Consider the following 25,547-nt stretch of genomic DNA (forward strand, 5'->3'; position numbering starts at 1 on the left):
CGCTGGTGACGCGGGGTGGAGCAGCCCGGTAGCTCGTCAGGCTCATAACCTGAAGGCCGCAGGTTCAAATCCTGCCCCCGCAACCAATTCTCTTCCCCTTCTCGTTAGACTTATCGAACGTCTCAAGGAGAGAACGCCCCCTCAACGGCTCCGCAAGCTGCCAAAGCCGACGCAGCGCTCGATTACACCTTCACCATCTCCGTGCGATATTTCGGCAGAAGCGATGCGACCAATTTGCCCCTTTCGGCGAGTTCTTCCTGGGTAGGCTTTGGTGGTTGGGCTCTGCGGCTTTCGACGGAAAATCCGACTGTCGCGAAGAACTCTTCCTGCCCCGCCGGCGTACACATGCAGAGCATGCGAGCCATTCCGCCGGATATGTTCTTGAAAGCATGCGGCGCATTGGCCGGGACGTTGACCGTCGATCCCGCCCGCACGACCCGGGTTTCCCCTCGAAAGGTAAATTCCAGCTCGCCTTCCAGCAGCGAGAACATTTCCTCGAAATCGTGCCGGTGCTGCGGTGGTCCGCCTCCATCCGGCACGAGCATTTCGATCAGGCAATAGCGGCCGTTCGTCTCGGCGCCGGAGACCAGAATCGTATAGATGCCGCCGGCAAGGAAGACATGGCGTATGCCGGGTCCATCCGGATCGGCAATGGTCAGTGAACGATTGGGGTCATCGGCGGGAATGGGCAGGTCTTTCCGGATATCTGCGCTCATTTCGAGTCTCCTCAAAGATCGTCATCATCAACCGAACGACACATCATAGCAGATCGGCGACGACAAATTATGCGGGCTACCCGTCTTTATTATCGTTCCGGCGCCAGAATGCAGCATTGCTCCGGTGCGGGCAAAAGCACGGCGCTATCGCCGACGGCCATCGGCTCCGACAGGGCGCCATTGGCGACGATATCGCCAACCGCCGTTTCGCACCGATACTGATAGGTTCGGCCGAGATAGGTTCGCATACCCAAAACCGCCGGCAGGCCATTGCCTTCGCGATGAACCACAAGACCATCCGCGCGGCAGCCAAGGATGAAACTATCCGGAATAGGCCCGAAAACATCCTGTGATAGCACGATCCTGGCGCCACCCGTGGCCTCGGCCGTGACGAAGGCGCCTTCCCGCCCAACAACCCGCAACGGCAACAGATTTTCGAAGCCGACGAAGCGGGCCACGAAGCTATTGGCCGGCTTACGGTAGAGGACCTCGGGCGTATCGAGCTGCATGATGCGGCCGGCGTTCATGATGGCGACGCGGTCGGAGATCGAGAAGGCCTCTTCCTGATCGTGGGTCACGTAAAGCGACGTCGTGCCGTTGGCGCGCTGCAGTTGGCGGATTTCGACGCGCATATCGACACGCAGCTTGGCATCGAGATTGGACAATGGCTCGTCGAACATCAGGAGCGGCGGCTCGATGACGAGGGCGCGGGCAAGCGCGACGCGCTGCTTCTGGCCGCCGGAGAGTGCCGAGGGTAGCCGGTCACTGAGGCCGGAAAGTCCGACGCGTTCCAGCATGGCGGCTGCCTTCTTCCGACGTACCTGTGTTGCGATCCGGCGCTGCTTGAGGCCGAAGGCGACGTTGTCGAGCACCGTCAGATGTGGAAACAGCGCGTAGTTCTGGAACACCAGGCCGATATCCCTGGCGTGCGCCGGCAGCGTCGTCAGATCGCGGTCGCCGAGCTTGATCGTGCCGCTTGTGGGCTGCAGGAAGCCTGCGACGAGCCGCAAGGTCGTCGTCTTGCCGCAGCCGCTGGAGCCGAGCAGCGAGACCAGTTCCCCGGCGGCGACGGAAAGCGAGAGATCCTGCAGGACGGCCGTCTTGCCGTAATGGGCGCTGATGGAATCGATGGAGAGCGATACGGTCACGGGCGGCTACTTTGTCAGGAAGGTGAGGCCCAAGGTGGCTTCGACGATCGCCATGACGGCGACGGTCACGAGCATCAGCAGCACGGAAACCGAGGCAATGGTCGGGTCGAAGAACTGTTCCATATGGGCGAGGATCTGGATGGGAAGGGTGGAGATGCCGGGTCCGGTCAGGAAGACCGAAACCGAGACATCGTTGATCGAGGTAATGAAGGCGAGGATGAAGGCGGCGATGACGCCGGCGCGGATATTCGGCAGCACCACGGTCAGGAACGTTTTCAGGGGAGGGCAGCCGAGGCTGATCGCCGCTTCCTCGATCGAGAAATCGAAGCTCGCGAGACTGGCGCTGACGACACGCACCGAATAGGGCAGGACCAGCAGGGCATGGCCGATCAAGAGGCTCGGGAAGATCGGCAGCCCGAGGCCGATGGTAATCGATTTCATCAGCGAAAAGCCGAAGACGATTTCCGGAACGAGGATCGGCAGCACGAAGAGCGTCGAAAGCCAGCGCGGCAGCTCCACCCTGTAGCGGCTGATCGCATAGGCGGCGGGAATGCCGATCAACAGTGAAAGCGCGGTTCCGAGGAAGGCCAGCTGCAGGCTGGTGACCGCCGTCGTGCGGAAGGCCTCGATCGCGAAAATGTTTGAGAACCAGTGCAGCGTCAGGCCTTGCGGGGGAAAGGTGAGATAGGTCGTGTCGCTGAAGGCGGCGCCGATGATGATGACGAGCGGCGCCAGCAGAAACAGGAAGACAAGAGCCGTGAAAGCGAGAAGCGCGGGGTGGACGGATCTTGCCATATCACACCGCCATCGGATTCAGACGTCGCGCGAGACGGCTCATGATCGCGACAATGCCGATCGTCACCACGACCATGATGGCGGCGATGGTGGAGGCGCCGACCCAGTCGAAGGTGACCATGGCGCGTTGATAGAGAAAGGTGCCCATCATCATCTGCTTTTCACCGCCCAGCAGCTGCGGCGTGGCATAGGAGGTGAAACTGCCGGTAAAGACCAGCACGGCGCCGACGATGAGGCCGGGCGTGGCAAGCGGCAGGATGACCTGGCGGAAGGTTGCAGCCGGCGTTGCGCCGAGCGATGTCGCCGCCTGAACGAGATCCTGCGGTATGCCTTCAAGGACGCCAACGAGGGTCAAAATCATCAGCGGCACGAAAAGATAGACCATCGCGACGATCACCGAACCCTCGGTATAGAGCATCGAGAGCGGTTCGTTGATGATGCCGATTGACATGAGAATGGTGTTGAGAATGCCGTTCTTGCCGAGAATGATCAGCCAGGCGAAGGAGCGCACGACGACGCCGGTCAAGAGCGGAAAGACGGCGGCGATGATCATGACGCTTTTGGCGCGGCCCGGCATCTGTGCGATGACATAGGCGGCGATGAAACCGATGACCAGCGAGATCGCCGTCGTGATGAGAGCAATCTCGATGGTTCTGAAAAGCACCGTGCGGCGAAAGCCGCTGGAAAAGAAGGCGACATAGGGGGAAAATACCCCCTTGGGTTCGCCGAAGGTCGCCGCGATCGTAATGATCACGGGAATGAGCAGGAACAGCGTTACGGCAATTATCGCCGGCGTCGCCAAACCCCATTTCATCAAATGCTTCATCAACCGAATTCCGTGAGAATGCCGCGTGATTTTGCGACACGCCCTGTTACATGCCGAAGATCTCGTTCCAGCGGTCGACCCAGTCCGGTTGCGCTTCGATCAGCTTTTGATAGTCGACGCGGCTGAGTTTGGCGATCATCTCGGCGCCGTAGGTCCAGAGCTTGGCCTTTTCGGGCGGCAGCACTACCTTGGTCGACACCGGGGCATCGACGCCCTGTTCGGCTTCCGCCTGCTGCACGTCCTTCGACAGGACGAAATTGATGAACTGATGCGCAAGCTCGACATTTTCCGAGCCCTTCGGAATGTTGACCGTATTGAGGACGGCGATATCGCCCTCCTTCAGATCGGCCCAGGCCATCGTCGGAACGGCGGCGCGTAGGGATGTCAGAACAAAGTCCTGGGTCATCGCCACCTTGGCCTCGCCCGTCGAGATCAGGTTCACCAGCTCGGAGCCGGTATTGTAGTTCTTGACCACGTTCGGCTTCAGCGCCTCGATGGCTTCGAAGGCCTTGTCGGCATTGGCATAGGGATCGACGCCGGCATGCTTGCCGGCTTCGAGCACCGTCAGCGGCCCGCCTGTCGTGGTGATGCCGGGAAGAGAAACCGCGCCCTTCAGGTCGTCGCGCCACAAATCGTTCCACGAGGTAATCGGCGGGTTCACCTTCGTCGTATCGTAGACGATGCCCACGCGGCCGATCGTGTAAGCCGGGCCGTAATTGCCCTGCGGCGCCTTGGCGATATCATAGAGATCGGCAAGGTTCGGGATCTTGCTGCGATCGACTTCCTGGAAGAGGCCCTGCTGGATGCCGAGCTGCGAATAGCTGTCCGTGAGATAGATGACGTCGACGCCCTTGCCGCCGCGCAGCTTCAGCTTGTTGAGGCGGTCGGCATTGTTGCCGGTTTCGAAGACGACGTCGCAGCCGCAGATCTTCTTGAACGGCTCGATGATGTTGGCTTGCATCTTCTCGCCATTATAGCCCCACCAGGAAACGGTCAGCGTCTTTGCCTGGGCGAAGGCCGGCATGGCTGTTGCGGCGGCAAGGAGAGCAAATCCCGCAGCGCGGGCAAGGGTGAGGCCTTTCATTCTCGAAATCCTTTTGGTCAATAAAATCCGACATATGTTTCAAGCTTGCAGGATACTATTTTTCGAGCATCGGCTTTACAAGCCCAACAAATGGGCAGGGTCGCAGTTTCTCCCGATTTCAGCTGGATATTTGCGTCGTTGCGTTGCGCCGTCCCGATTTCAATAAACCTCTGGGATCATTCATCTTCCCGTGCAAGGGCCGAACGACTTTACAGGGCGGTTAGCCATCTCTACCCTCGGTACATCCAATACATTGCAGGCATGATTTCCATGGCATCCCCGAACACAATCCTTCCCGACGATCTGCTCATCAATGCGGCCGACGAAGTGCTGATCCGTCAGGATCTGACGCTGACCGCCCTCGGCCGCCGGCCGGCGGACCGCCTGCTGCGCGTCGGCAAGCTTTTGGATGTGCATAGCCGCACCTGGCTGGACGATCAGGAAATCGTCATCAAGGGCAAGCGCATCGCCTATGTCGGCCCGGCCGGTAGCTATCAGGGCGAGGTAGGCGAGCGTGCGCACGAGCCGCATCTTGCCGCCGTTCCCGGCTTTGGTGAGGCGCACAAGCACATCGAGAGCTCGCATCTGACGCCGGAATGGGAAGCGGCTCTGGTCATGCCGCATGGCGTGACCTGGACCTGCGAGGCAAGCCATGAATTCTCCAATGTGAACGGTGCTCGCAATCTGGAATTCTGGCTGGAAGCCCGCCGCCTGGGATCGCCGATGAAGATATTCCCTCTGCCTGGATCGGCCGTGCCGCCGACCGCATACGAATGGGGCGGCGGTCATTTCGGCTATGACGAGCAGAAATCCTTTCTCAATGAAAGCCTGATGGTGGCCGGCCTCGACGAGGTCATGGACTGGCCATCTGTCAGCAATCCGGAGAATCCGGCTTACGATCGCCTCTGGGGCATGATCCGGGCGACGTTCGAGCAGCGCGGCGTCGTCGAAGGCCATGGCGCGGGCTTGCGCGACCTGCCATCGATCAATGCCTTTGCCGGGGCTGGCCTTGCCTCCGATCACGAAGGCTGGTTCCTCGACGAGATCTGGGAAAAGCTGACGCACGGCCTGTTCATCGAGCTTCGGCCGCATTCCCTGCCTGATGTCATCAAGGGGCTGATCGACAAGGGTCTGTCCGACTGGTCGCAAATCGCCTTCGTCACCGACGATCGCAGCGCCACCGATACGCTGAAGCTCGGCGCGACGGACTATAATGTCCGCCTCGCTATCGAAAATGGATTGGCGCCCGAAATCGCCATTCAATGCGTGACGATCAATCCGGCGCGTCATATGCGGCTGACGCCTTGGGTCGGCTCGATTGCGCCCGGCCGCTTCGCCGATATCGTGCTGCTGAACGACGTGAAAACGCTATCGATCGCCAAAGTCTGGGCTGACGGCAGGCTGGCATCCGATGGCAAGACTTTCGTCGGCGTCCGGCCCGAAATCGACTGGCCGGATTGGGCGACTGAGACGGTTCGTATCGACAGGGTTGTCGCGCCGGAAGATTTTCGTATTGCCGCGCCGTCGGATGCGGTGACGGCAAAGGCGGCGCTGCTGCGACCGTTCCACTGGACCGATGATTTCATCACCATGGATCTGCCCGTCAGCGATGGCGCCGTTCAGCGCGATCCCGATCGCAACGTCACGAAATTTGCCATCGTCGACCGCTTTTCCGGCGAGGCGAAGGTCGCCCGCATGTTCTGGCTCGGCACCGGGCCGCGCACGCCGGATACTGCCCTTGGCGCCACGCTTGGCCACGACAAGCACAATATCTGGGTCGTCGGCTCCTCGGATGAAGCCATGGCCATCGTCGCCAATGCGCTTAGGGAGCAGCAAGGCGGCTGGGTGCTGGTCTCGGGCGGCAAGGTCGTCGCGCGCGTCCGCTATGAAGTCGGCGGTCTGATGACCGCACGGTCGGCGGAAGAGCTGGATGCGGAGATGCAGGCGCTGTATAAGGCCGGCGCCGAGATCGACTGGATGTATGAGCCGACCTTCTCGCCGCGCTGGTGGCCGGGCTTTCCCGAGCGTCTCTCCTTTGCGACGCTTACCTGTGCGCCCTGGCGCTGGGTGCTGGTTGCCCCCTCCGAAAGGGCGCCGGAGGGTTTCGTCAATGTCGCGACGGGTGAAACGCATCCCATCGTCTGGTAGGGATATCCATCTTCCTGCTACCGGATATCCAGGCGTCCACACGATTGAAGGCTGGTGAGGTGCCCGACAAGGCGGATATTCGATCGGGTCTTGACGGCCGAAGCCGGCTCCTTAATTATCCGTTTGGTTACTTGCGTCGCGCCCGTGAGCATCTGGCAGGGTAGAGTGTACCCGTGCCCGCGTGGATCGGCCGGCACCTGGAAACCAGGCTGAAGGAGGCCGTGGTGATTGCGGTTGATAAGGATAGGCGGCGGATAGTGTCGGCATTTTCCACGCTGGGATGCGCCGAGCTTGAATTGGATCAAGCCCTCGGATTGGCCGCGCGCCATGGCCTCGACGCCATTGAAATCCGCGCCCTTGGCGGCACGATCGATCTGGTTGCCTATTTCACCGAAAGATTCGGCTCTCCCGCTGGCCTGGCCAAAGCGCTGGAAGCCTCTCCGGTAGGCGTTTGCGCCTTCAATACTTCGCTGCGTCTTGTCGGAGCGACATCGCAGGCGAAGGAAGAGTTCCTGCGCTATCTTCCCTGGGCTGAGGCAGCCGGCGTTCGTTCGCTCAGGGTCTTCGATGGCGGCGAAACCGCCGATGAGGGCGAGCTGGCCGAGGCTCTGTCGACATTGCAATGGTGGCGCGAGACTGCGAAGCGCGAGGGATTTCGTGCCGATATGGTCGTCGAGACGCATGATTTTCTGGCGTTGCCCGACGCAATTCCCCGCTTTCTTGAGGTGGCACCCGATTGCGCGCTCCTTTGGGATACCCATCACACCTGGCGCAAGGGCGGGCAAGATCCCGTCGAAACCTGGAAGCAGGTCCGGGGCAACACGCACCATCTTCACATCAAGGACAGCATTTCCAGCCCGGGGCCGAGGCTGCCCTACAGCTATGTGCTGCCAGGCATGGGCGAATTTCCGATGGTCGCGCTACTTTCGGCGCTCACTGACGCGGGCTATGCCGGCATCATGAGCCTGGAGTGGGAAAGGTTGTGGCATCAGGATCTGCCACCGCTGGATTTGGCTTTGCAGGCGGCGCAGCGAAGCGGCTGGTGGGGCCGCGCACCAAGCGGTGAATAATTGTTGAAGAGCGCGAATATTTTAGTCTAGTTGTATGCAAGAAGGCTGCATGGAGATTGACTTTTGCAGCGCTCGTTAATTAGTGTATTAGCAATTAATAAATAACTATCTCGTAGGCATGTCGTGCCGGGTTGACTATGGTTTTCGGCGCAATATTTCCAGCTCGATGAAGGGGACCTCAATGATTGAGGTTTGAGGGTGTCTGGAAGATGGAAGAGGCGGATTATAGACACCACAAATCCGATGCTTCGGAGCGATGCGCGCTGCTCCTGGCTGTAGCTCTTCGCTTCGCCCCCGAGAGGGCGGTCCGATGAACGGCAAGGCAAACCGCGAGGAAGGGGGGCATGAAGCCCTGATCTTGAAGGCGATCGCCGATGGCGGCCTGGGCTTTGCGGCGCAATGGATTCACGATGCTGGCAATGTCGGCAAGGTGTTTTATGCCGAAAGCCTGGCGCGCGTAACGGACTCGGACGGCACCGTGCATACGGCTGGAACCTTCGTCTCGCTCCTCGAGCGGCAGGATCGCTGGTTCGATCTCGATCTGCGGATTCTGGATATGGTGTTGTCCGATCTGGCCGCAGACGAGACGCTGGTTCTCGGTTTCAATCTCTCCGCCACCAGCCTGTCTCGCTCCGATCGATTTGCCGATGTGTTTGGCCGAATTAGCCGTCGGCCGGAGCTTGCTCCAAGGCTTATCATCGAAGTCACCGAAAGCTATCCTGTTGTCGGGGCATCCATCGAGCGCATGAAGATGATCCGTGCTCTCGGCTGCCGTATCGCGATTGACGATTTCGGCTCCGGTTTCGCCACGCCGGCATCGCTGTTGCAGCTGGCCACCGATATCGTCAAGATCGATGCAGCCTTTGTATGGGATAACAGGCGTGGCCGGGACGGAAGCGATAGCCTCTCCCATCTCGTCGGTTTTGCAGCCTGTTTTGCTCCCTGTGTCGTCGTCGAGGGCATTGAAACCAACTCCCAGCTTGAAGCGGCGCGGGAGGCGGGTGCGACGCATATGCAGGGTTTCCTGCTGTCGAAGCCGGTCTCCCTGGCCCAGCTTCGGCGCCACAAGCACAAAGCCGTCTTGCGGGGGGTGGAATGAGCATTCCTGCCGTTTTCCTGCCGGGCATGACTGCAAACTTCAATCGCAGTGCATGGCATATATCGGCTGTTCGTTCGCCGAGCTTTGTCGTTCCGGCCTTGCAGGTGATGCCATGATGAAGCAACCGGCTTTCACATCGGCCTATCAGATTTCGGCGGCCCGGGCGGCGAGCGAACTCAAGACGAAGACGTTGCTGCGCGCCTTGGTCAGCCGGCTTCGCATCGTCTTCTCTGGCGATGCCTTGGAGCTGTCCGCCACATTTGTCGGCGGGGCTGACCCGCATGTCCTTATTTGCGATCAGGCAGCCGAAACGGCCGGCCGAGTGACCATAGACGCTGAAACCGGTCTTTATGTCTTCTGCGAATTGGGCGGCAGTGCCGATGACATCGTCATCGTCACCGCGAGTGAGAAGAGGTTGATTGAGGAGATCGCGCTTCATCTCGGCGACGGTGGCCTGCCGTTGGAAGCCGTCGATGCCGCCGTCGGCAGTCTTGTCGGCCAGACGATGCAGGATGTCGAGCGCAAGCTCATTCTCCAGACGCTGCATCATTGCGACGGAGATCCTACCCATACGGCGTTCATGCTCGGCATGCCGCTCGTCACCCTTTGCAACAAGCTGGCGGTCTATTTTTCGGACCCGGCGGGCGAACTGCCGCAGACTGCTGCGGAGACCGGATACGGAGCGAAAAGCTACCGGCTGTGATTGCGGGCGCATTTTATGCGGACGCATTATGCCCCGGTTACTAAAACCGGGATCGCGCTCCTGGAACAGGGCGCAAATCGAAACGGCGCGATGTCCGGCCACGGCTATCGCGCATGATGTAATTCGAGCGGGGCGGCGCACGAGGAACCAAATGAGATCCGGGAAAAGATCATGGATTCTTTCAGCGAGAGAAAAGACCCCGTCCCATCGAAGATGCATTCCTTGTTCGACGGCTGCGTGAAGATCGTTTCGGCCTATGTCAGCCACAATGCCATGCCCGTTCACAGTCTTCCAAGGCTGATCAAGGATATCCACGAGGCGCTGCAAACATTGGATGGGTCGGCTGCGATCGTCGAGCGCAGCAATCTGGTGCCGGCGGTGGATTTGAAGAAATCGATAACCAGCGATTACATCGTCTGCCTCGAAGACGGCAAACGCTTCAAGACGCTGAAGCGCCATTTGCGTGTGCATTATGGCCTGACGCCCGAGGAATACAGGCAAAAGTGGGGGCTTGCTCCCAACTATCCGATGGTTGCGCAGAACTACGCCAACCGTCGCTCGGAGCTCGCCAAGATTTCCGGCCTCGGTGCGAACGGCAACAAGAGGGAAGGCGTCCGCTGAAGCAATTCGGAAACGGGCGCATTCCGCGTTGTTGACGGACAAGGCTTCGACGCCCTGCGGGAGTTCGAGCGGGTATTCGCGAATGGATGCGTGCGCGTTTCGCGGCGCCTGCCGTGGGCTGCGTCTCTCGGCGGAGCGCTGCCAATAAAATGGCGCCCTGCAAGGGGCGCCATTTTATTCGGGGCTTTCCAAAGTCGCGATCAGTGACCGATCAGAAGACCTGACGCAGCACGACGAAGAGCACGAAGGCAAGCGCGATCGAGGCCGGCAGCGTCAGTATCCAGGCCATCAGCATGTTGCGCACGGTCGACCATTGCAGGCCGGAGCCGTTGGCCGCCATGGTGCCGGCCACACCGGAGGACAGCACGTGCGTGGTCGAAACCGGCAGGCCGAGATGGTCGGCCGCACCGATCGTCAGCATGGCGACCACTTCGGCGGCTGCACCCTGACCATAGGTCAGGTGCGTCTTGCCGATCTTTTCGCCGACGGTGACGACGATGCGCTTCCAGCCGACCATGGTGCCGAGGCCGAGTGCCAGGGCGACTGCGACCTTCACCCAGAGCGGGATGAACTTGGTCGCATGATCGACGGCGGCATGATAGTTGGTGACGGCCTTCAGGTCGTCGGCGCTCATCGGCAGCAGTTTCTGCTTGTCGATCAGCTTCAGCGATTCACCGATCAGATAGATGTCGTTGCGAACGTTGCTGACGAGGCCGTTCGGCAGCTTCTCGACGCTCGGATAGGCGGCGATCTCGGCGCTGGTTGCATGGATATAAGCCTGCAGAGCCGGCGTCGTCGCATCCGTCCAGGTCTTGGTCTTGACGGCATCGCTGACGGCAGCCTTGGGATCGGCAGGCGTCGCAACGCCCGGCTTCACATATTTGCCGAGTACCGTCTCGACCTGTGCCGAGGCGGCCTTGTAGGCCTCGAGATAGTTGATGTCGGGCGTCTTGTTCAGCGCGAAGGCGGTCGGGACAAGACCGATGAGGATGAGCATGATCAGGCCCATGCCCTTCTGGCCGTCATTCGAGCCGTGGGCAAAGCTGACGCCTGTGCAGGTGAAGATCAGCAGGCCGCGAATCCAGGGTGGCGGCGGCGCATTGCCCTTCGGGGCTTCATAAAGCGCCTTGTTGCGGATCAGCACCTTGGCGACCAGCAGCAGCAACGCGGCCGCGCCGAAGCCGATGATCGGTGACAACAGCAGCGACATGCCGACACTGCTTGCCTGCGACCAGTCGACGCCGCTGGTGGCGGAGCCGGCAGGCGCCAGGAACTGGTTGGCAAGGCCGACGCCGATGATCGAGCCGACGAGCGTGTGCGAGCTTGAGGCCGGCAGACCGAGATACCAGGTTCCGAGGTTCCAGATGATGGCGGCGGTCAAAAGGGCGAAGACCATCGCCAGACCGGAGCCGGAGCCGACCTGCAGGATCAGCTCCACCGGCAGCAGCGCCAGGATACCGAAGGCGACGGCGCCGGACGAGGTCAGCACCCCGAGGAAGTTGAAGAAGCCGGACCAGATGACGGCGAATTCGGCCGGTAGCGAGCGGGTGTAGATGACGGTTGCCACAGCATTGGCCGTGTCGTGGAAGCCGTTGACGAATTCGAAGCCGAGAGCGATCAGCAGCGCCAGACCGAGCAAGATCCACGGAACAGCAGCGGCTTCAGCAAGATCGCTGCCAAGGGCATAACCGACATAGACGAGGCCGCCCAGAACAATGACGCCGAAGATCGGCAGAAACCACTTTGCCGAGCCGCCTGCGCCGTGAATCGGATGATCGGCATTGCCGCCCTCCGCATTGTTTGAAACGAGGTCGACCATCCCAAACTCCTTTATGGCAATTGATATTGCTGGTGTAAGCCTCGTTCATGAAACTCTCGTGACGCGCGAGTAGGTTGCGGAGGCCTGCAAATACCTGGCAATGCCAGCTTTTTCGGCCGCCGGCATAAGCCTGGACCCATCCTAATTTCGCCGCCAAAAGGCCTTTTTCGGTTCAGCCAGCGTTCATACCTCGGGGGGTTAAATCCCTGATGTAAGGGACTTGGATAGAGGGCCATCAAAATGAGATCGTCCGTGATTGCCATCGCTGCCTTGTTCGGCAGCCTGGTTGTATCTTCGGCAGAGGCAATGCCTATCCCAGCCGTTGGGACAGCGGCCTCAGTGCCGATCGTGAAAGTTGACTATGCCTGCGGCCGTGGCAGGCACCTGACGCGCTGGGGCGATTGCCGCCCGAACCGCTGGGGTCCGCCGCGAGGCTACTACAGGCCGCCACCGCCGCCGCCATGGGGCTGGTACGGCCATCGCCATCACCGTGACGGTTGGCGCGATGACCGCTGGCGTGATGACCGCTGGCGCGATCGCCCGCGCTACTGGTAAGATCAGAGACACCGCCGCACCTTGCGGCGGTGTCTTGTCTAGAGCATTTCCGCTTTTCTTTGAATCGCGAGAATGCTCTATCCTCTTGTTTTCTTACGCATTCCGGATGGAAAACCGCTGCGCACTTTTCCTGGAAATGCTCTAAGGATGGATTTGGGGCCGTAACGCGCGTGCCCCGAGCCATAGTGCGGCAAGGGCGAGCAGGCTGGCTGATAAAATTGCAGCGAGGCTTTTCGCATGAAGCACGATATCGGCAAGCTTCGGCCGGATGAGATCGGCCGTATTGAAGTTCTCTGCGCTGAACTTGCACAGAACCAGCGAGAGATTGTTGCGTACCAGTGTCGCGTCGATATCCGAGACGAGGTCGTTGACCGGCGCCTTTTCCTCTTTCATCGCCCGCATCTGTAGCAGCACCGCCTTCGCCGCTGCGAGATAGGCGTGCGAGCATTCGTTGAACGGGCTTTCCTCGTCGCTGACGCTGCCCGGCATCAAGCCCCATAGGCAATAGGCACGCTGGATCTGCGCGAAGTTCAAGATGCGGCGGAAGGTTTCGTCGGTATCAGACGCACCCTCGGCAAGCGATATGATCCGCCCGTAGTAGGGCGCGATCACAGCCATTTCGCCATGGGTGAGGCTTGGGATCGGGATGCCGGCCTGGCTTCCAGAGGAGCCGCCGCCATGCGCGGCAACCGCAATCGGCCAGCCTGAAAACATGAGGCAGAAGACTGTAAGCAAGACGCCGCGTGAATGCCGGCGTCTCCCGCGCATGTTGCCATGCGCGGGATGCGAGCTATTTATCATACTAAGCGCGGCGCGGGGTGGCTGCGTTGCCGTAGCGCGGCTGCGGCAGCTGGCGTTCCGCCCAGGCTCCGAAGGCAAGCCCGAGCGTCGTCCAGAGGATGACATGCATGCCGATCGAGGTGAGGCGGAAGCGCCAGAGCACGACAGCCGAGAATTGCTCCGGCACTTCGTTGATTGGGGGAAGCAGGTATTGGATCAATGCGATGAAGACGATGTAGCCGATGCCGGCAATGATCGCACTGTTCCACGAACCATATCGTGCCGCCAGCCGGCGGCCGAAGCCCACGGCGACGATCATGGCGACGATGGAGGCGACGATCATGATGAAGAACAGTTCTGTTCTTGCGCCGATCGTGTCGGGGTTGCCGACGGCCGGCGGGTTTGCCGGATATTTGATGTCGGGCACGAGCGAAATCGTCACGAAGGCGGCGATTGCAAGCAGCGCCGCGGTGCTGCGCGCGCCGAGCGGGCTGACGCGGCCATAGACGAAGGAGAAGACCAGCGCGAACAATCCGCCGATCGCCGTCGAAAAGACCATGATGCCGGTGAAGAGGCCAATGCCCGCCTGCGTGGCGCGGCTGACGATTTCCGGCTCCGGCGCTTCGCCGGCGGCCTGCGCGGCCTTTTCTTCAAAGCCGATGGCCCAATCGACCAGCGGTTCGCCGAAAGTGTGGGCGAAGGCAAAAATGAGAATGCCGGCAAGGGCCCCGACGATCATGCCGCGGAGCAAAAGACGTCCAACCATGTGCGTGCTCCCTTAGTGGCAGGGGAAGCCGAGCAGGTGGCGGCCGTCATGCACGAATTCATGCACATACATGCCCGAGATCAGCGAGGTCGCGCCTTCTTCTGCGCCGATGAAATAGATGGCGAGCAGCATCAGCAGGCCGGCGAAAATGGCCCAGGGCAGGATCTGGCCGAGCGGAATTGGCTGCGGAACCGTGGATGGGGCGAAAGTGGTGTCGGACATTGTATTTCCCTTTTTAAGAAAAGCGCGTTCCATTTGCGGAAGGGTTCTTGCGGGAAGGGTCTGGCTTTCGAGGGCGAAGCTTCCGTCATCGATTACAGTGGCGCGACCGCGCCGGGATTCCACCGGCTTCCACACCCGCAAGTGCAAGTTTATATCTATCTGTAAAGATAGTTGTCAATCAAGCGCCACTGCGATGTGAAATCGCGACAAGAGCGCGGCAGGGGATGGAGTTGGGGGATCTTATGAAAACGCGTTTGAGCTGGATTTGCCATGGCGCGACGCAAGCCAATCGAAACGGTTGCTTTCCGGATGATGAACCGTTGGAGGCGAAGGCGGCACAGCAGGCTCAATCGCTGTCCTTCGGGCTCGGGCCGATCGATCGGGTCTGGACCAGTCCGGCCCTGCGCGCCCGCCAGACGGCGACGGTCCTCGGCCTCGAAGCCATTCCGGATGTCGGCTTGCGCGAATGCGATTACGGCGACTGGCGGGGACAATCGCTTGCCGGACTGCATGAAAGGGATGCGGAATCCCTGGCGCTATGGATGACGGATACGTCGGTGGCGCCGCATGGTGGCGAGGCACTGTCGGCCGTCATGAAGCGTGTCGGCGAATGGATGGGGCATCATATCGAGGATAGCGGCCATATCGTCGTCATCACCCATGCGAGCGTCATCCGCGCTGCCGTTCTGCAGGCGCTGCAGGCACCGGCGGCGGCATTCTGGGCGATCGATGTCGAGCCGTTCGGGATTGTCGAAATGACCAGCGACAGCCTCCGTTGGCAGCTTCGCTTCCCGAAGATGATGATATAGCTAGTTCCGCAAGTCTGCCTAAAGCGGAAATGCTCTGGCGGTCAACGGGCCGCCTTCGCCCGTTGCCGTTCGAAATAGACGAGATAGACGGCCATGCCGAATGTCATGGCGGCCAGTCCATACCAGGTGATGGCGTAGACGAGATGGCTGTTGTGGAAGGTGATCTGCGTCAACCCTCCGACCGGCAATCCGCCCGGATTTTTCGTATCGTCGGCATCGATGAAGTAGGGCGCCACGTTCCGCAGCCCGCGCGCCTCGGCGATATCAGTGACGTCGCGCGAGTACCAGCGCTCCTCCCCAGGCACGTTTGAGCGCAGCAGCGTGCCCTTCGGCTCGTTGATCCTGAGCAGGCCGGTCACGGTCGTCTCGCCGGCGATCTCGCCTTCGGTGCGCGTCGCCGGATTGCGCTTTTCTGTGGGAACGAAGCCGCGGTTGATGATGACGGTCGTACCGTCGGCAAGCTTCAGCGGCGTCAGCACCCAATAGCCCGCGCCGAGCGCGGTCGAGGCATAGACCTGCGTTTCCTTGTCGTTGAGAAAGGTGCCGCTCGCCTGCACATGCTTGTATTCGGAGTTCTCCGCCGTGACATCGGCCCATTGCGTCGGGCCGGGCGCCGCAACCGGTGGCGCATGTACGCGTGCATCGATCCTGGCGATCAGATCTAGCTTCCAGTGCAGCCGCTCCACCTGCCAGGTGCCGAGCCCGATGAGGAGGGCGGTTAGAAGCAGAAGTGACAAAACCCAGATGGCAAGCGTGAGCGCCGAGCGCGGCTTGCCCTGGGACGTGGTCGGGGAAATATCGGTCATGGCGCTGGCCTCCGGGGACGCGCAACCGCATGATTTCGAGAGGATCGGCTCTCTTCGCGGAAGATCATGCGCGGTCTTAGAAAAAATCGGCTGCTATTTCGGGCGCTTTCAAGCATGCGCCATGCAGCGTCCGGCGGAATTCTCGCCGGAAAGAGAGGGCGGGCCTTCGCCGGAAGGCCCGCCGCTCGGTCTTACGGCATGTTGCGCATCATCTCGGGCGACATGGGCATCATGTTCGCGTTGAGGTGATGCATGACCCAGAGCGAGCCGGACAGCGCGATGATGACGATCACGATGGTGAAGATCAGCGCCATCATGTTCCAGCCGCCTTCCGAGCGGGTGTTCATGTGCAGGAAGTAGATCATGTGCACGACGATCTGGATCGCACCGAGGATCATGACGATCGCCCCGGTGACCGCCGGATCGGGGATAACCTTGCTCATGACCAGCCAGAAGGGAATGGCGGTCAGGATGACGGAAAGGACGAACCCCGTCATGTAGCTCTTGAAGGTGCCGTGTGCCGCCTCGTGGCCGCCATGGTGATCGTGGCCGTGAGCGTCGCCGGAATGATGCGAATGGTTTGCGTTCGAGCTCATCCGAGAACTCCCATGAGGTAGACGAGGGAAAACACGCCGATCCAGACGACGTCGAGGAAGTGCCAGAACATCGAAAGGCACATCAGGCGACGCTTGTTTTCCGCGATCAGGCCGTGGCGGCTAACCTGCACCATCAGCGTGATCAGCCAGAGGATACCGGTGGTGACGTGCAGACCGTGCGTGCCGACCAGCGTGAAGAAGGCCGACAGGAAGGCGCTGCGCTGCGGACCGGCGCCGTCGAGGATCAGGTGATAGAACTCATAGAGTTCGAAGAAGATGAAGAGGGCGCCGAAGATGCCCGTTATCGCCAGCCACATCATCGTGCCCGACTGATTGTTCTTCTCCATCGCCAGCATGGCGAAGCCATAGGTGATGGAGGAGAAGAGCAGCATCGCCGTGTTGAGGGCGACGAGCGGCAGCTCGAACAAGTCGGCCGGAGACGGACCGGCCGCATAGCTGTGGCCGAGCACGGCATAGGTCGCGAAGAGGACTGCGAAGATCAGGCAGTCGCTCATGATGTAGATCCAGAAGCCCAGCATGGTGCTGCCTTCCGGGTGATGCTCCTCCGTCATGTAGAAGGCGGGTGTTTCGCCATCCATGGGAGCCTGTGCGGTATGGGTCGTCATCGTCTTACACCTGTCCTGCGAGCTGCTTCGTACGCTCGTTCTCGGTCTTGACGACCTCGTCGGCGGGAATGTGGTAGTCGCGCTTGTAATTGAAGGTATGGCCGATCGTAATGACGAGCATCGCGACGAAGGTGATGGCGGCGAGCCACCACATGTACCAGATCATCCCAAATGCAAAGCCGATCGAGAGAACGCCGAGGATGATGCCCGTGCCGGTATTCTTCGGCATGTGGATCGGGATGAAGCCTTCGGTCGGCCTGACGTAACCACGGTTCTTCATGTCCCACCAGGCGTCGTGATCGTAGACGATCGGCGTGAAAGCGAAGTTGTAGGCCGGCGGCGGCGAGGAGGTGGACCATTCCAGCGTACGGCCGCCCCAGGGGTCGCCGGTGTGGTCGCGAAGCTCTTCGCGCTTCATGAAGCTGACGACGAGCTGGATGAGGAAGCTGGCGATGCCGATGGCGATCAGCACGGCGCCGAAAGCTGCGATGATGAACCAGATCTGCAGCGACGGATCGTCGAACTGGCTGACGCGGCGGGTCACGCCCATCAGGCCGAGGATGTAAAGCGGCATGAAGGCGAACCAGAAGCCGATCTGCCAGAACCAGAAGCTCATCTTGCCCCAGAAAGGATCGAGCTTGAAGCCGAAGGCCTTCGGGAACCAGTAGTTGACGCCGGCAAACATGCCGAAGAGCACGCCGCCGATGATGACGTTATGGAAGTGGGCGATCAGGAACAGCGAGTTGTGCAGCACGAAGTCGGCCGGCGGAATTGCCAGCATGACGCCGGTCATGCCGCCGATGGTGAAGGTCACCATGAAGCCGACAGTCCACAGCATCGGCACTTCGTAGCGGATGCGGCCGTGGTACATCGTGAACAGCCAGTTGAACAGCTTCGCACCCGTCGGGATCGAGATGATCATCGTCGTGATGCCGAAGAAGGAATTGACGCTGGCGCCCGAGCCCATCGTGAAGAAGTGGTGCAGCCAGACGAGGTAGGAGAGGATCATGATCACGCAGGTGGCGTAAACCATCGAGGCGTAGCCGAACAGGCGCTTGCCGGAGAAGGTGGCAACGACTTCCGAGAAGACGCCGAAGGCCGGCAGGATCAGGATGTAGACTTCCGGGTGGCCCCAGATCCAGATGAGGTTGACATACATCATCGGATTGCCGCCGAGGTCATTCGTGAAGAAGTTCGTGCCGGCGTAGCGGTCGAGCGTCAGCAGCGCCAGCGTGGCGGTCAGGATCGGGAAGGAGGCGACGATCAGGATGTTGGTGCAGAGCGATGTCCAGGTGAAGACGGGCATCTTCATGAAGGTCATGCCCGGCGCGCGCATCTTGACGATGGTGGCGACCAGGTTGATGCCCGAGAGCGTCGTTCCGATACCCGCGACCTGCAGGCCCCAGATGTAATAGTCGACGCCGACGTCTGGACTGTAGGCGATGCCGGAAAGCGGCGGATAGGCGAGCCAGCCGGTCTTGGCGAATTCGCCGATGAAGAGCGAGATCATGATGACGATCGCGCCTGCCGTCGTCATCCAGAACGAGAAGTTGTTGAGGAACGGGAAGGACACGTCACGCGCGCCGATCTGCAGCGGCACGACGAGGTTCATCAGACCGGTGACGAAGGGCATCGCCACGAAGAAGATCATGATCACGCCGTGGGCGGTGAAGATCTGGTCGTAGTGATGTGGCGGCAGGTAACCTTCGGAGCCGTTGAAGGCGATCGCCTGCTGGAAGCGCATGAGCAGCGCGTCGGAAAAGCCGCGCAGCAGCATGATCACGGCCAGCACGATATACATCACGCCGATCTTCTTGTGATCGATGCTGGTGAACCATTCTGTCCAGAGATAGCCCCAGAGGCGGAAATAGGTCAAAAGGCCGAGAAGGGCGATGCCGCCGATCGCCACGCCGATGAAGGTCACGACGAGGATCGGCTCGTGATACGGGATGGAGTCGAGCGTCAGCCGACCGAAGATGAATTTATAGAGGTCCGGGTTGGAAAACATGGATTGCCTCTGTCCTTATAAATGTCTTGTTACTAAGCGCACCGGATCAGTGGCCCTGGTGCTGCGCCGAACCGGTCGACGAATCGGAAGAAGAGCCATTGCTCATATCCATGCCTTGCATGGAGCCCATGCCCTGCATCGAGCTGTCGCCGTGCTGCATGGTGTGGGTGGCGGCGCCATCGGCCTTCACAGGCGTAACTGCGCCGGGGCCGACGTCGCGATTGTCGTAGATCAGGCGCTCGCGGTTTTCGTGGCTCTCCTTGCCGGCGCCGCCCTTGGCGTCGATGTGCATCATTTCGCTCATGCACATCTTGCTCGGATCGGCGCACATGTTGAGGATGGCGTTGTAGAGCCCGTCGTCGACGGCATTGAAATATTGCACGGGATTGCGTTCGCTGGGCTTGGCAAGCGCCAGATATTCCGGGCGGCCGAGTGCCGAGCCCTGGCTCTTCGCCTTCTGGACCCATTGGTCGAAATCAGCCTGGCTGAGGCCATGGAACTTGAAACGCATGTTCGAGAAGCCGGCGCCGCTATAGTTGGCGGACAGGCCCTGGAATTCGCCGGGATGGTTGATGACGGCGTGCAGTTTCGTCTCCATGCCGGGCATGGCGTAGATCTGGCCAGCCAGCGCCGGGATGAAGAAGGAGTTCATCACCGAAGAGGCCGTGATCTTGAAATTGATCGGCCGATCGACCGGAGCGGCCATCTCGTTGACCATGGCGATGCCGTATTCCGGATAGAAGAACAGCCATTTCCAGTCGAGCGCGACAACTTCCACCGTCAGCGGCTTCACGTCGGCGTTGAGCGGCTTGTCGGCGGCGATGCGGTCGAGCGGTCGGTAGGGATCGAGCTGGTGGGTGCTGATCCAGGTCACCGCGCCGAGCGCGATGATGATGGCAAGCGGAGCGGACCAGATGACCAGCTCAAGACGCGTCGAATGATGCCATTCCGGCTCGTATGTCGCTTCTTTGTTCGACTGGCGATATTTCCAGGCGAAATACAGCGTCAGGAAGATCACCGGGATGATGATGATCAGCATCAGCACGACCGAGATGATAATGAGGTCTCGCTGCTGCATGGCGATATCGCCGGAAGGAGCCATGACCACCAAGTTGCAGCCTGATAGCAGCAAAATCAGTGGGATGGCGGATAAACGGCTGAAAATCTTCGATAGTCTTGGCACGTTTCAAGCTCTTTTTGTTTCGACCCTACCGCGACTAAAGGACGGAGGTCATGAACGATATGAGGTGTTTCGTCGCACCGCAGCAAGGGCGGGTGCAATGCGGTATGAAATGCCGTCCCACGTATCGGGAAAACCGTCGGAAATCCAGAAGGTTTTCCATAAGCCATTCGCTTTTGCCGCGGCTAATATACCCGGATCGGAACAAATGGCTACGGGTCGCGGTTCCTGCTTCATCCGGAATGCGGCGTCAAAGATCGTGCTGGCCAGATTTGATTGCTAATTTACGAATTATTTCATGCTCGATACTTGATATGTTCGCACGTTTGATCGACATTTTCATTATGCACGAATTCGTGGAGGAATTCGTGATCGGAGAGGGAGGCTCCCGCGCATGGTCAGCGTTACGCATGAAACACTAAATCCAACGTCTTCAACTCTCGAAAGTGATGCCCGCAGTATGCATGCGGGCGGCTCCGTGGCTGCCGGCAATATCGCCATCGGCGTGATCATTGGTCGCACGTCAGAATTCTTCGATTTCTTCGTCTATGCCATCGCATCGGTGCTGGTCTTCCCGAAGCTGATCTTCCCCTTCGCCGATCCGTTGCATGGCACGCTGTTGTCCTTCCTGGTCTTCTCGCTGGCTTTCATCGCCCGCCCGATCGGCTCGTTCATCTTCATGGCGGTCGACCGCCGGTATGGACGCGGCGTCAAGCTGACGATCGCGCTGTTCCTGCTCGGCGGCTCGACGGCGGCGATGAGCTTCCTGCCCGGCTATTCGGAAGTCGGCGTCTACGCGATCATTCTGCTTGCCGTCTTCCGCATCGGTCAGGGCCTCGCGCTCGGCGGTGCATGGGACGGTCTGGCATCGTTGCTGGCATTGAACGCGCCCACCAACCACCGTGGCTGGTATGCGATGATCCCGCAGCTCGGCGCCCCGATCGGCTTCATGCTGGCAAGCGCCCTGTTCGCCTATTTCGTCACGAGCCTCACGACGGCCGACTTCCTGGATTGGGGTTGGCGCTATCCGTTCTTCTGCGCTTTCGCCGTCAACGTCGTTGCGCTCTTTGCTCGCCTGCGTCTGGTGGCGACCGAGGAATTCGGCACGCTGCTGGAACGCCACGAACTCGAGCCCGTGAAGATGACGGAATTGTTGCGCGTGCATGGTCGGGACGTCCTGATCGGCGCCTTCGTGCCGCTCGCAAGCTTCGCGACCTTCCATCTGGTCACGGTCTTCCCGCTCGGCTGGGTCACGCTCTATAGCGAGCAGTCTTCAGGTTCGTTTCTGCTGGTGGAATTCCTCGGTGCCATCTGCGGCATCGTCGGCATCATCTGTTCCGGGATGCTCGCCGACCGGATCGGCCGCCGCAACCAGCTTGCCATCGGCGCCGTGCTGATCGCCTGCTTCGCCTTCGTAGCGCCCTGGCTGCTCGATGGCGGGACGACCGGCCGTCACATCTATGTGGTTCTCGGCTTCACGCTGCTCGGCCTTTCCTTTGGCCAGGCCGCCGGCGCCAGCGCCTCGCGCTTCACCCAGAACTATCGCTACAGCGGTTCGGCCCTGACCTCGGATCTGTCCTGGCTGATCGGCGCAGGCTTTGCGCCGTTCGTGGCGCTTGCCCTCTCCAGCCAGTTCGGCCTCGTCTATACCAGCCTCTATCTGCTGTCGGGCGTCGTCTGCACGCTCGTCGCGATCTTCTTCAGCAAGACGCTGGAGACGCGCGACAACTGAGACGGAATTCTCGAAGTGACAAGGGCCGCGGCATGAAGGTGCCGCGGCTTTTTTTGTTCAGACGGAATGCATGATCCAGGCGATCAGCGGCGCCGCCAGCACGTTCGCCAGCCCGACGAGCACCATGACGAGACCGGCAATCGATCCTTCCTCGCGGCCGATCTCATGCGCCTTGGCAACGCCGATGCCGTGCGCGCCCATGCCGTAAAGCGCGCCGCGCGCCATGCCCGATCGCAGCGGCAGCAGCCGCAACATTATCTGACCGACAACGGCGCCAAACAGGCCGGTGATGACGACGAAGACGGCGGTCAGGTTGGGGATGCCGCCGATATCGCCCGATACGACCATGGCGAAAGGCGTGCTGATCGAGCGCGGCATCAGGCTGAGACACAGGCTTTCGTCGAGGCCGAAGAGGCTGGCGAGCCCCCAGGCCGAGAGCATCGCCGTCGTGCTGCCGACCGTCACCCCGAACAGCAGGACCGGCCAATAGCGCTTGATGAGGTCGCGCTGCTCGTAGATTGGCACGGCAAAGGCGACGGTCGCGGGCCCAAGCAACGCAAGCAGCCAGCGGCTATCATGCATGTAGTCCTGATAACTGGTATGCAGCGCGAGCGCGATGGCGATCAGAACCGCCGGCGCCGCCACCAGCGGCGACAGCCAGAGCGAAGGCCAACGGCGGTAGAGCGCCTTCGACACGTAGTAGAGGCCGATCGTCGCCAGCGGCCAGAACAGGCCGGATGCGAAGGTTTCAATGCTGGGCATGGCTGGATGCTCCCTGGCGCATCATCAGGCGGTAGCCGACATCGATAGCGATGGCGGTAACGCCCATGACGATGATCGTGCCGGCGAGGATGACCGCGAGCACCTTCAGCCCGACGATGCCGATGAATTCGCCATGGTCGAGCAAGGCCAGCACTGCCGGAACGAAGAACAGCAGCATCTCGGCAAGAAACCATTCCGCGCCGCGCTTCATGCTCGTCATGCTGACCTTGCCACTGGCAAACAGCGCAAGCACCAGCAGCATGCCGGCAATGGCGCCGGGTATCGGCAGGTGTGTCAGACGCACGATTGTCTCGCCCGCCTGCCAGAAGGCAAGCAGGAGGACGATCTGAGCGAGACGGCTCAGTTTCGGATGGTTCTGTAGGTCGATATGCATGGAGAAACTCGGGGAAGATCGGATGGCCTGAAGATAAGCGCTACCCTTGCATGAACAAAATGAATTGATTTCATAAGGTCCAGTCCTATATGGAATAGAGATGGAGCTTCGGACACTCAAAGCCTTTGTCGAGGTGGTGCGCCAGGGCGGCTTTTCGGAAGCCGCCAAGATGGTGTTCACAACCCAGTCGGCCGTCAGCAAGGCCGTGCGTCAGCTCGAGGACGAGCTCGGCCTGCCCTTGCTCAATCGCATCGGTCATCGCACGACGCTGACGGATGCCGGCGAGGTGGTCTATCGCCGAGCGGTCGCGATCCTCGCCGGACGTGATGACCTGCTGTCCGAATTGTCCGAGCTGCGAGGGCTTGCGCGCGGCACCCTGCGCCTCGGCCTGCCGCCGATCGGCAACGATGCGCTGTTCGCGCCGGTCTTCGCCGTCTTCCGCAACCGCTATCCCGGCATCGAGATCAGGCTGGTGGAGCAGGGGGCGAAACGGCTTGAGGAAATGGTGCTGGCCGACGAGGTCGATCTCGGCGCCTCGCTCTTGCCGACGGCCGACGCCTTCGAATGGCAAAGCGTGCGCTGTGAACCGATGCATGTTCTGTTGCCATCGTCTCATCCTCTCGCGGGGCAAGAGGCGGTGCCGCTCGCGGCGCTCAAGGGCAATTCCTTCCTTCTGTTCGAAACTGGCTTTGCGCTCAACGGCATCATTCTGGATGCCTGCCGCAGCGCCGGCTTCGCGCCTGATATCGCCGCCCGCTCCAGCCAGATCAATTTCATCGTCGAACTGGTTGCCGCAGGCCTCGGGGTCGGCTTCCTGCCGCGGCTGATCGCCGAGCAGCGCCAGCGCCCGGGCGTCTGCCATGCGCTTGTCGTCGAGCCGGGAATGGAGTGGCATATGGCCTGGATCTGGCGGCGCGGCGGCTATCTATCGCATGCCGGCCGCGCCTGGCTCGACCTCGCCGCAGAGATCTCGGCGAAATCTTGACTCTGATTTCAAACTTTTGTGATAAAGCGACCTGAGTGCAAACTTGAAAAAAACGGTCAGGATAAATATAGGCTATCGCATTGCCGCCCGGTGGCGGCGCTTTCCAAGCGAGGGGACTTAATGACTTTTTCCTTTACTCATCTCACCAGTGCGCTGGCGCTGACTGCAGGCCTTGCCCTTGCTCCGATGATGGCGAATGCCGCTGATTCCGAAGGCATCGTCGTCTACAACGCCCAGCACGAGGCGCTGACGCAGGCATGGGCCGATGGTTTCACCAAGGAAACCGGCATCAAGGTCACGATCCGCAACGGCAGCGACATGCAGTTCGCCAACCAGATCATTCAGGAAGGCGCTGCCTCTCCCGCCGATGTCTACCTGACGGAAAATTCCCCGGGCATGACGCTGGTCGATGCCAACAAGCTTTTTGCCCCGGTCGATGCCGCAACGCTCGCCCAGGTGCCGGAAACCTTCAAGGCTGCCGATGGCAACTGGGTCGGTGTTGCCGCCCGTTCCACGGTTTTCGCCTATGACAAGACCAAGCTGAAGGAAGCCGATCTGCCGAAGTCGATGCTGGACCTTTCCGACGCGAAGTGGAAGGGCCGCTGGGGCGCTTCGCCGGCCGGCGCCGACTTCCAGGCGATCGTCAGCGCGTTCCTGGAGCTGAAGGGCGAAGACGCGACCCGCGCCTGGCTGAAGGCGATGAAGGAAAATGCCAGCTTCTACAAGGGCAACAGCGTCGCCATGAAAGCCGTCAATGCCGGCGAAATCCAGGGCGCGCTGATCTATCACTACTACTGGTTCGGCGATCAGGCCAAGACCGGCGAGAACAGCAAGAATGTTTCGCTGCACTACTTCAAGAACCAGGACCCGGGCGCGTTCGTCAGCATCTCCGGCGGTGGCGTCCTCGCATCCAGCCAGCATCAGAAGGAAGCGCAGGCTTTCCTGAAGTGGATCACCGGCAAGGGTGGCCAGGCCGTTCTGCGCGATGGCGATTCCTATGAATATGCAGTCGGCAATGGCGACGCTTCCAATTCGAAGCTGGTGCCGCTCTCCGACCTGCAGGCTCCGAAGGTCGAGCCTTCGAAGCTGAACAGCAAGAAGGTTACCGACCTGATGACGGAAGCAGGGCTCATCTAACCTTAAAGCCCGCCCTGCGGCGCGTTTAGAGCGCGCTCGGACGGGCTTGGCTCTTGCATCATTGTCGTGTGCCCTGCTAGGGGCATACGGATGGCCCTTAGGCCGATCGATCGGGCAATCGCCGCAAGCGGCGGTTGCCTTCCTATTTCAGGGCGTGAAA

Annotated in this window: 27 protein-coding genes, 1 tRNA gene and 1 riboswitch; of the genes, 12 read left to right on the plus strand and 16 right to left on the minus strand. The window is 60.6% G+C overall.

The window, feature by feature from the left end; all coding sequences use genetic code 11:
- The first annotated feature begins 9 nt into the window (after window positions 1-9).
- A tRNA-Met gene (locus tag ACIQWP_RS07930) sits at window positions 10-86 on the plus strand.
- A 96-nt stretch (window positions 87-182) separates the two neighbouring features.
- Here the strand turns inward: ACIQWP_RS07930 and ACIQWP_RS07935 are convergent.
- From ACIQWP_RS07935 to ACIQWP_RS07955, 5 genes are all read right to left on the minus strand, one after another.
- Window positions 183-716, minus strand: coding sequence for a cupin domain-containing protein (locus tag ACIQWP_RS07935; RefSeq protein ID WP_402784419.1), 534 nt, complete (start codon window positions 714-716; stop codon window positions 183-185).
- Window positions 717-805: 89 nt separating this feature from the next.
- Window positions 806-1,864, minus strand: a complete 1,059-nt coding sequence (locus ACIQWP_RS07940) for an ABC transporter ATP-binding protein (RefSeq protein ID WP_402784422.1) — start codon at window positions 1,862-1,864, stop codon at window positions 806-808.
- A gap of 6 nt (window positions 1,865-1,870) precedes the next feature.
- Window positions 1,871-2,659 carry an ABC transporter permease gene (locus tag ACIQWP_RS07945; protein ID WP_402784425.1) on the minus strand — a complete coding sequence of 263 codons (789 nt, stop codon included), beginning with the start codon at window positions 2,657-2,659 and terminating at the stop codon, window positions 1,871-1,873.
- A gap of 1 nt (window position 2,660) precedes the next feature.
- Entirely contained in the window at window positions 2,661-3,485 is an 825-nt protein-coding gene (locus ACIQWP_RS07950) for an ABC transporter permease (RefSeq protein ID WP_402784428.1), read from the minus strand.
- Window positions 3,486-3,531: 46 nt separating this feature from the next.
- The gene (locus ACIQWP_RS07955; RefSeq protein WP_402784431.1) at window positions 3,532-4,569 is read right to left on the minus strand and encodes an ABC transporter substrate-binding protein; all 1,038 of its coding nucleotides are present in this window, start codon (window positions 4,567-4,569) and stop codon (window positions 3,532-3,534) included.
- Window positions 4,570-4,839: 270 nt separating this feature from the next.
- Here ACIQWP_RS07955 and ACIQWP_RS07960 point away from each other — a divergent pair, with 270 nt between their 5' ends.
- The 5 genes from ACIQWP_RS07960 (at window position 4,840) to ACIQWP_RS07980 (ending at window position 10,210) form a co-directional block, all read left to right on the plus strand.
- On the plus strand, window positions 4,840-6,717 hold the full coding sequence (locus tag ACIQWP_RS07960) for an adenine deaminase (protein WP_402784434.1): 1,878 nt from the start codon (window positions 4,840-4,842) through the stop codon (window positions 6,715-6,717).
- A 257-nt stretch (window positions 6,718-6,974) separates the two neighbouring features.
- Window positions 6,975-7,787, plus strand: coding sequence for a sugar phosphate isomerase/epimerase family protein (locus ACIQWP_RS07965; RefSeq protein ID WP_402784437.1), 813 nt, complete (start codon window positions 6,975-6,977; stop codon window positions 7,785-7,787).
- Between the two features lie 310 nt (window positions 7,788-8,097).
- Window positions 8,098-8,886: an EAL domain-containing protein gene (locus tag ACIQWP_RS07970; RefSeq protein ID WP_402784440.1), complete on the plus strand. Its 789-nt coding sequence runs from the start codon at window positions 8,098-8,100 to the stop codon at window positions 8,884-8,886.
- A gap of 112 nt (window positions 8,887-8,998) precedes the next feature.
- Window positions 8,999-9,589 (plus strand): helix-turn-helix domain-containing protein, encoded by a 591-nt coding sequence (locus ACIQWP_RS07975; RefSeq protein ID WP_402784442.1) that lies wholly within the window; start codon window positions 8,999-9,001, stop codon window positions 9,587-9,589.
- 171 nt (window positions 9,590-9,760) lie between these two features.
- Window positions 9,761-10,210 carry a MucR family transcriptional regulator gene (locus ACIQWP_RS07980; protein WP_402784445.1) on the plus strand — a complete coding sequence of 150 codons (450 nt, stop codon included), beginning with the start codon at window positions 9,761-9,763 and terminating at the stop codon, window positions 10,208-10,210.
- 211 nt (window positions 10,211-10,421) lie between these two features.
- Here ACIQWP_RS07980 and ACIQWP_RS07985 read toward each other — a convergent pair whose 3' ends face one another.
- Entirely contained in the window at window positions 10,422-12,029 is a 1,608-nt protein-coding gene (locus tag ACIQWP_RS07985; protein WP_402784448.1) for an inorganic phosphate transporter, read from the minus strand.
- A 240-nt stretch (window positions 12,030-12,269) separates the two neighbouring features.
- Here ACIQWP_RS07985 and ACIQWP_RS07990 point away from each other — a divergent pair, with 240 nt between their 5' ends.
- Window positions 12,270-12,584 (plus strand): GCG_CRPN prefix-to-repeats domain-containing protein, encoded by a 315-nt coding sequence (locus ACIQWP_RS07990; protein WP_402784451.1) that lies wholly within the window; start codon window positions 12,270-12,272, stop codon window positions 12,582-12,584.
- A 141-nt stretch (window positions 12,585-12,725) separates the two neighbouring features.
- Here the strand turns inward: ACIQWP_RS07990 and ACIQWP_RS07995 are convergent, their stop codons facing one another.
- Genes ACIQWP_RS07995 through ACIQWP_RS08005 form a run of 3 tightly spaced genes read right to left on the minus strand, consistent with a single transcriptional unit; the run spans window position 12,726 to window position 14,352 of the window.
- Window positions 12,726-13,352: a hypothetical protein gene (locus tag ACIQWP_RS07995; RefSeq protein WP_402784454.1), complete on the minus strand. Its 627-nt coding sequence runs from the start codon at window positions 13,350-13,352 to the stop codon at window positions 12,726-12,728.
- A 34-nt stretch (window positions 13,353-13,386) separates the two neighbouring features.
- Entirely contained in the window at window positions 13,387-14,130 is a 744-nt protein-coding gene (locus tag ACIQWP_RS08000; RefSeq protein WP_402784457.1) for a CbtA family protein, read from the minus strand.
- A gap of 12 nt (window positions 14,131-14,142) precedes the next feature.
- Entirely contained in the window at window positions 14,143-14,352 is a 210-nt protein-coding gene (locus ACIQWP_RS08005; RefSeq protein WP_402784460.1) for a CbtB domain-containing protein, read from the minus strand.
- 58 nt (window positions 14,353-14,410) lie between these two features.
- Window positions 14,411-14,483: riboswitch (cobalamin riboswitch) on the minus strand.
- 111 nt (window positions 14,484-14,594) lie between these two features.
- Between ACIQWP_RS08005 and ACIQWP_RS08010 the strand changes: the two genes are divergently transcribed.
- Complete coding sequence (locus ACIQWP_RS08010) at window positions 14,595-15,161, plus strand: histidine phosphatase family protein (protein ID WP_402784463.1); 567 nt, start codon at window positions 14,595-14,597, stop codon at window positions 15,159-15,161.
- Between the two features lie 41 nt (window positions 15,162-15,202).
- On the opposite strand, the gene ACIQWP_RS08015 is transcribed toward ACIQWP_RS08010, so the two are convergent.
- The 5 genes from ACIQWP_RS08015 to cyoA all read right to left on the minus strand — a co-directional run bounded on the left by ACIQWP_RS08015 (window position 15,203) and on the right by cyoA (window position 20,380).
- The gene (locus ACIQWP_RS08015) at window positions 15,203-15,967 is read right to left on the minus strand and encodes an SURF1 family protein (protein WP_402784466.1); all 765 of its coding nucleotides are present in this window, start codon (window positions 15,965-15,967) and stop codon (window positions 15,203-15,205) included.
- Between the two features lie 191 nt (window positions 15,968-16,158).
- On the minus strand, window positions 16,159-16,563 hold the full coding sequence (gene cyoD, locus ACIQWP_RS08020; protein WP_402784469.1) for a cytochrome o ubiquinol oxidase subunit IV: 405 nt from the start codon (window positions 16,561-16,563) through the stop codon (window positions 16,159-16,161).
- The gene (cyoC, locus tag ACIQWP_RS08025) at window positions 16,560-17,189 is read right to left on the minus strand and encodes a cytochrome o ubiquinol oxidase subunit III (protein WP_402784472.1); all 630 of its coding nucleotides are present in this window, start codon (window positions 17,187-17,189) and stop codon (window positions 16,560-16,562) included. Before cyoC ends, cyoD begins: the two co-directional genes overlap by 4 nt.
- A gap of 4 nt (window positions 17,190-17,193) precedes the next feature.
- Window positions 17,194-19,197: a cytochrome o ubiquinol oxidase subunit I gene (gene cyoB / locus ACIQWP_RS08030; RefSeq protein ID WP_402784475.1), complete on the minus strand. Its 2,004-nt coding sequence runs from the start codon at window positions 19,195-19,197 to the stop codon at window positions 17,194-17,196.
- A 46-nt stretch (window positions 19,198-19,243) separates the two neighbouring features.
- A complete protein-coding gene (gene cyoA, locus ACIQWP_RS08035) occupies window positions 19,244-20,380 on the minus strand; it encodes a ubiquinol oxidase subunit II (protein ID WP_402784478.1) in 1,137 nt (378 codons plus the stop codon).
- Here cyoA and ACIQWP_RS08040 point away from each other — a divergent pair.
- Window positions 20,298-20,660 carry a hypothetical protein gene (locus ACIQWP_RS08040; RefSeq protein WP_402786136.1) on the plus strand — a complete coding sequence of 121 codons (363 nt, stop codon included), beginning with the start codon at window positions 20,298-20,300 and terminating at the stop codon, window positions 20,658-20,660. The genes cyoA and ACIQWP_RS08040 overlap by 83 nt on opposite strands.
- A 111-nt stretch (window positions 20,661-20,771) precedes the next feature.
- Complete coding sequence (locus ACIQWP_RS08045) at window positions 20,772-22,109, plus strand: MFS transporter (protein WP_402784481.1); 1,338 nt, start codon at window positions 20,772-20,774, stop codon at window positions 22,107-22,109.
- A 57-nt stretch (window positions 22,110-22,166) separates the two neighbouring features.
- Here ACIQWP_RS08045 and ACIQWP_RS08050 read toward each other — a convergent pair whose 3' ends face one another.
- Together ACIQWP_RS08050 and ACIQWP_RS08055 are read right to left on the minus strand one after the other, a co-directional pair.
- Window positions 22,167-22,871 (minus strand): LrgB family protein, encoded by a 705-nt coding sequence (locus ACIQWP_RS08050; protein ID WP_402784484.1) that lies wholly within the window; start codon window positions 22,869-22,871, stop codon window positions 22,167-22,169.
- Window positions 22,858-23,265, minus strand: coding sequence for a CidA/LrgA family protein (locus ACIQWP_RS08055; RefSeq protein ID WP_402784487.1), 408 nt, complete (start codon window positions 23,263-23,265; stop codon window positions 22,858-22,860). Before ACIQWP_RS08055 ends, ACIQWP_RS08050 begins: the two co-directional genes overlap by 14 nt.
- Before the next feature lie 100 nt (window positions 23,266-23,365).
- Here ACIQWP_RS08055 and ACIQWP_RS08060 point away from each other — a divergent pair, with 100 nt between their 5' ends.
- Window positions 23,366-24,250: a LysR family transcriptional regulator gene (locus ACIQWP_RS08060; protein WP_402784490.1), complete on the plus strand. Its 885-nt coding sequence runs from the start codon at window positions 23,366-23,368 to the stop codon at window positions 24,248-24,250.
- Between the two features lie 120 nt (window positions 24,251-24,370).
- Window positions 24,371-25,387 carry an iron ABC transporter substrate-binding protein gene (locus tag ACIQWP_RS08065; RefSeq protein ID WP_402784493.1) on the plus strand — a complete coding sequence of 339 codons (1,017 nt, stop codon included), beginning with the start codon at window positions 24,371-24,373 and terminating at the stop codon, window positions 25,385-25,387.
- The last annotated feature ends 160 nt before the right edge of the window (window positions 25,388-25,547 follow it).

The organism is Rhizobium sp. NPDC090279 (assembly GCF_044769665.1).
Lineage (GTDB): Bacteria > Pseudomonadota > Alphaproteobacteria > Rhizobiales > Rhizobiaceae > Rhizobium.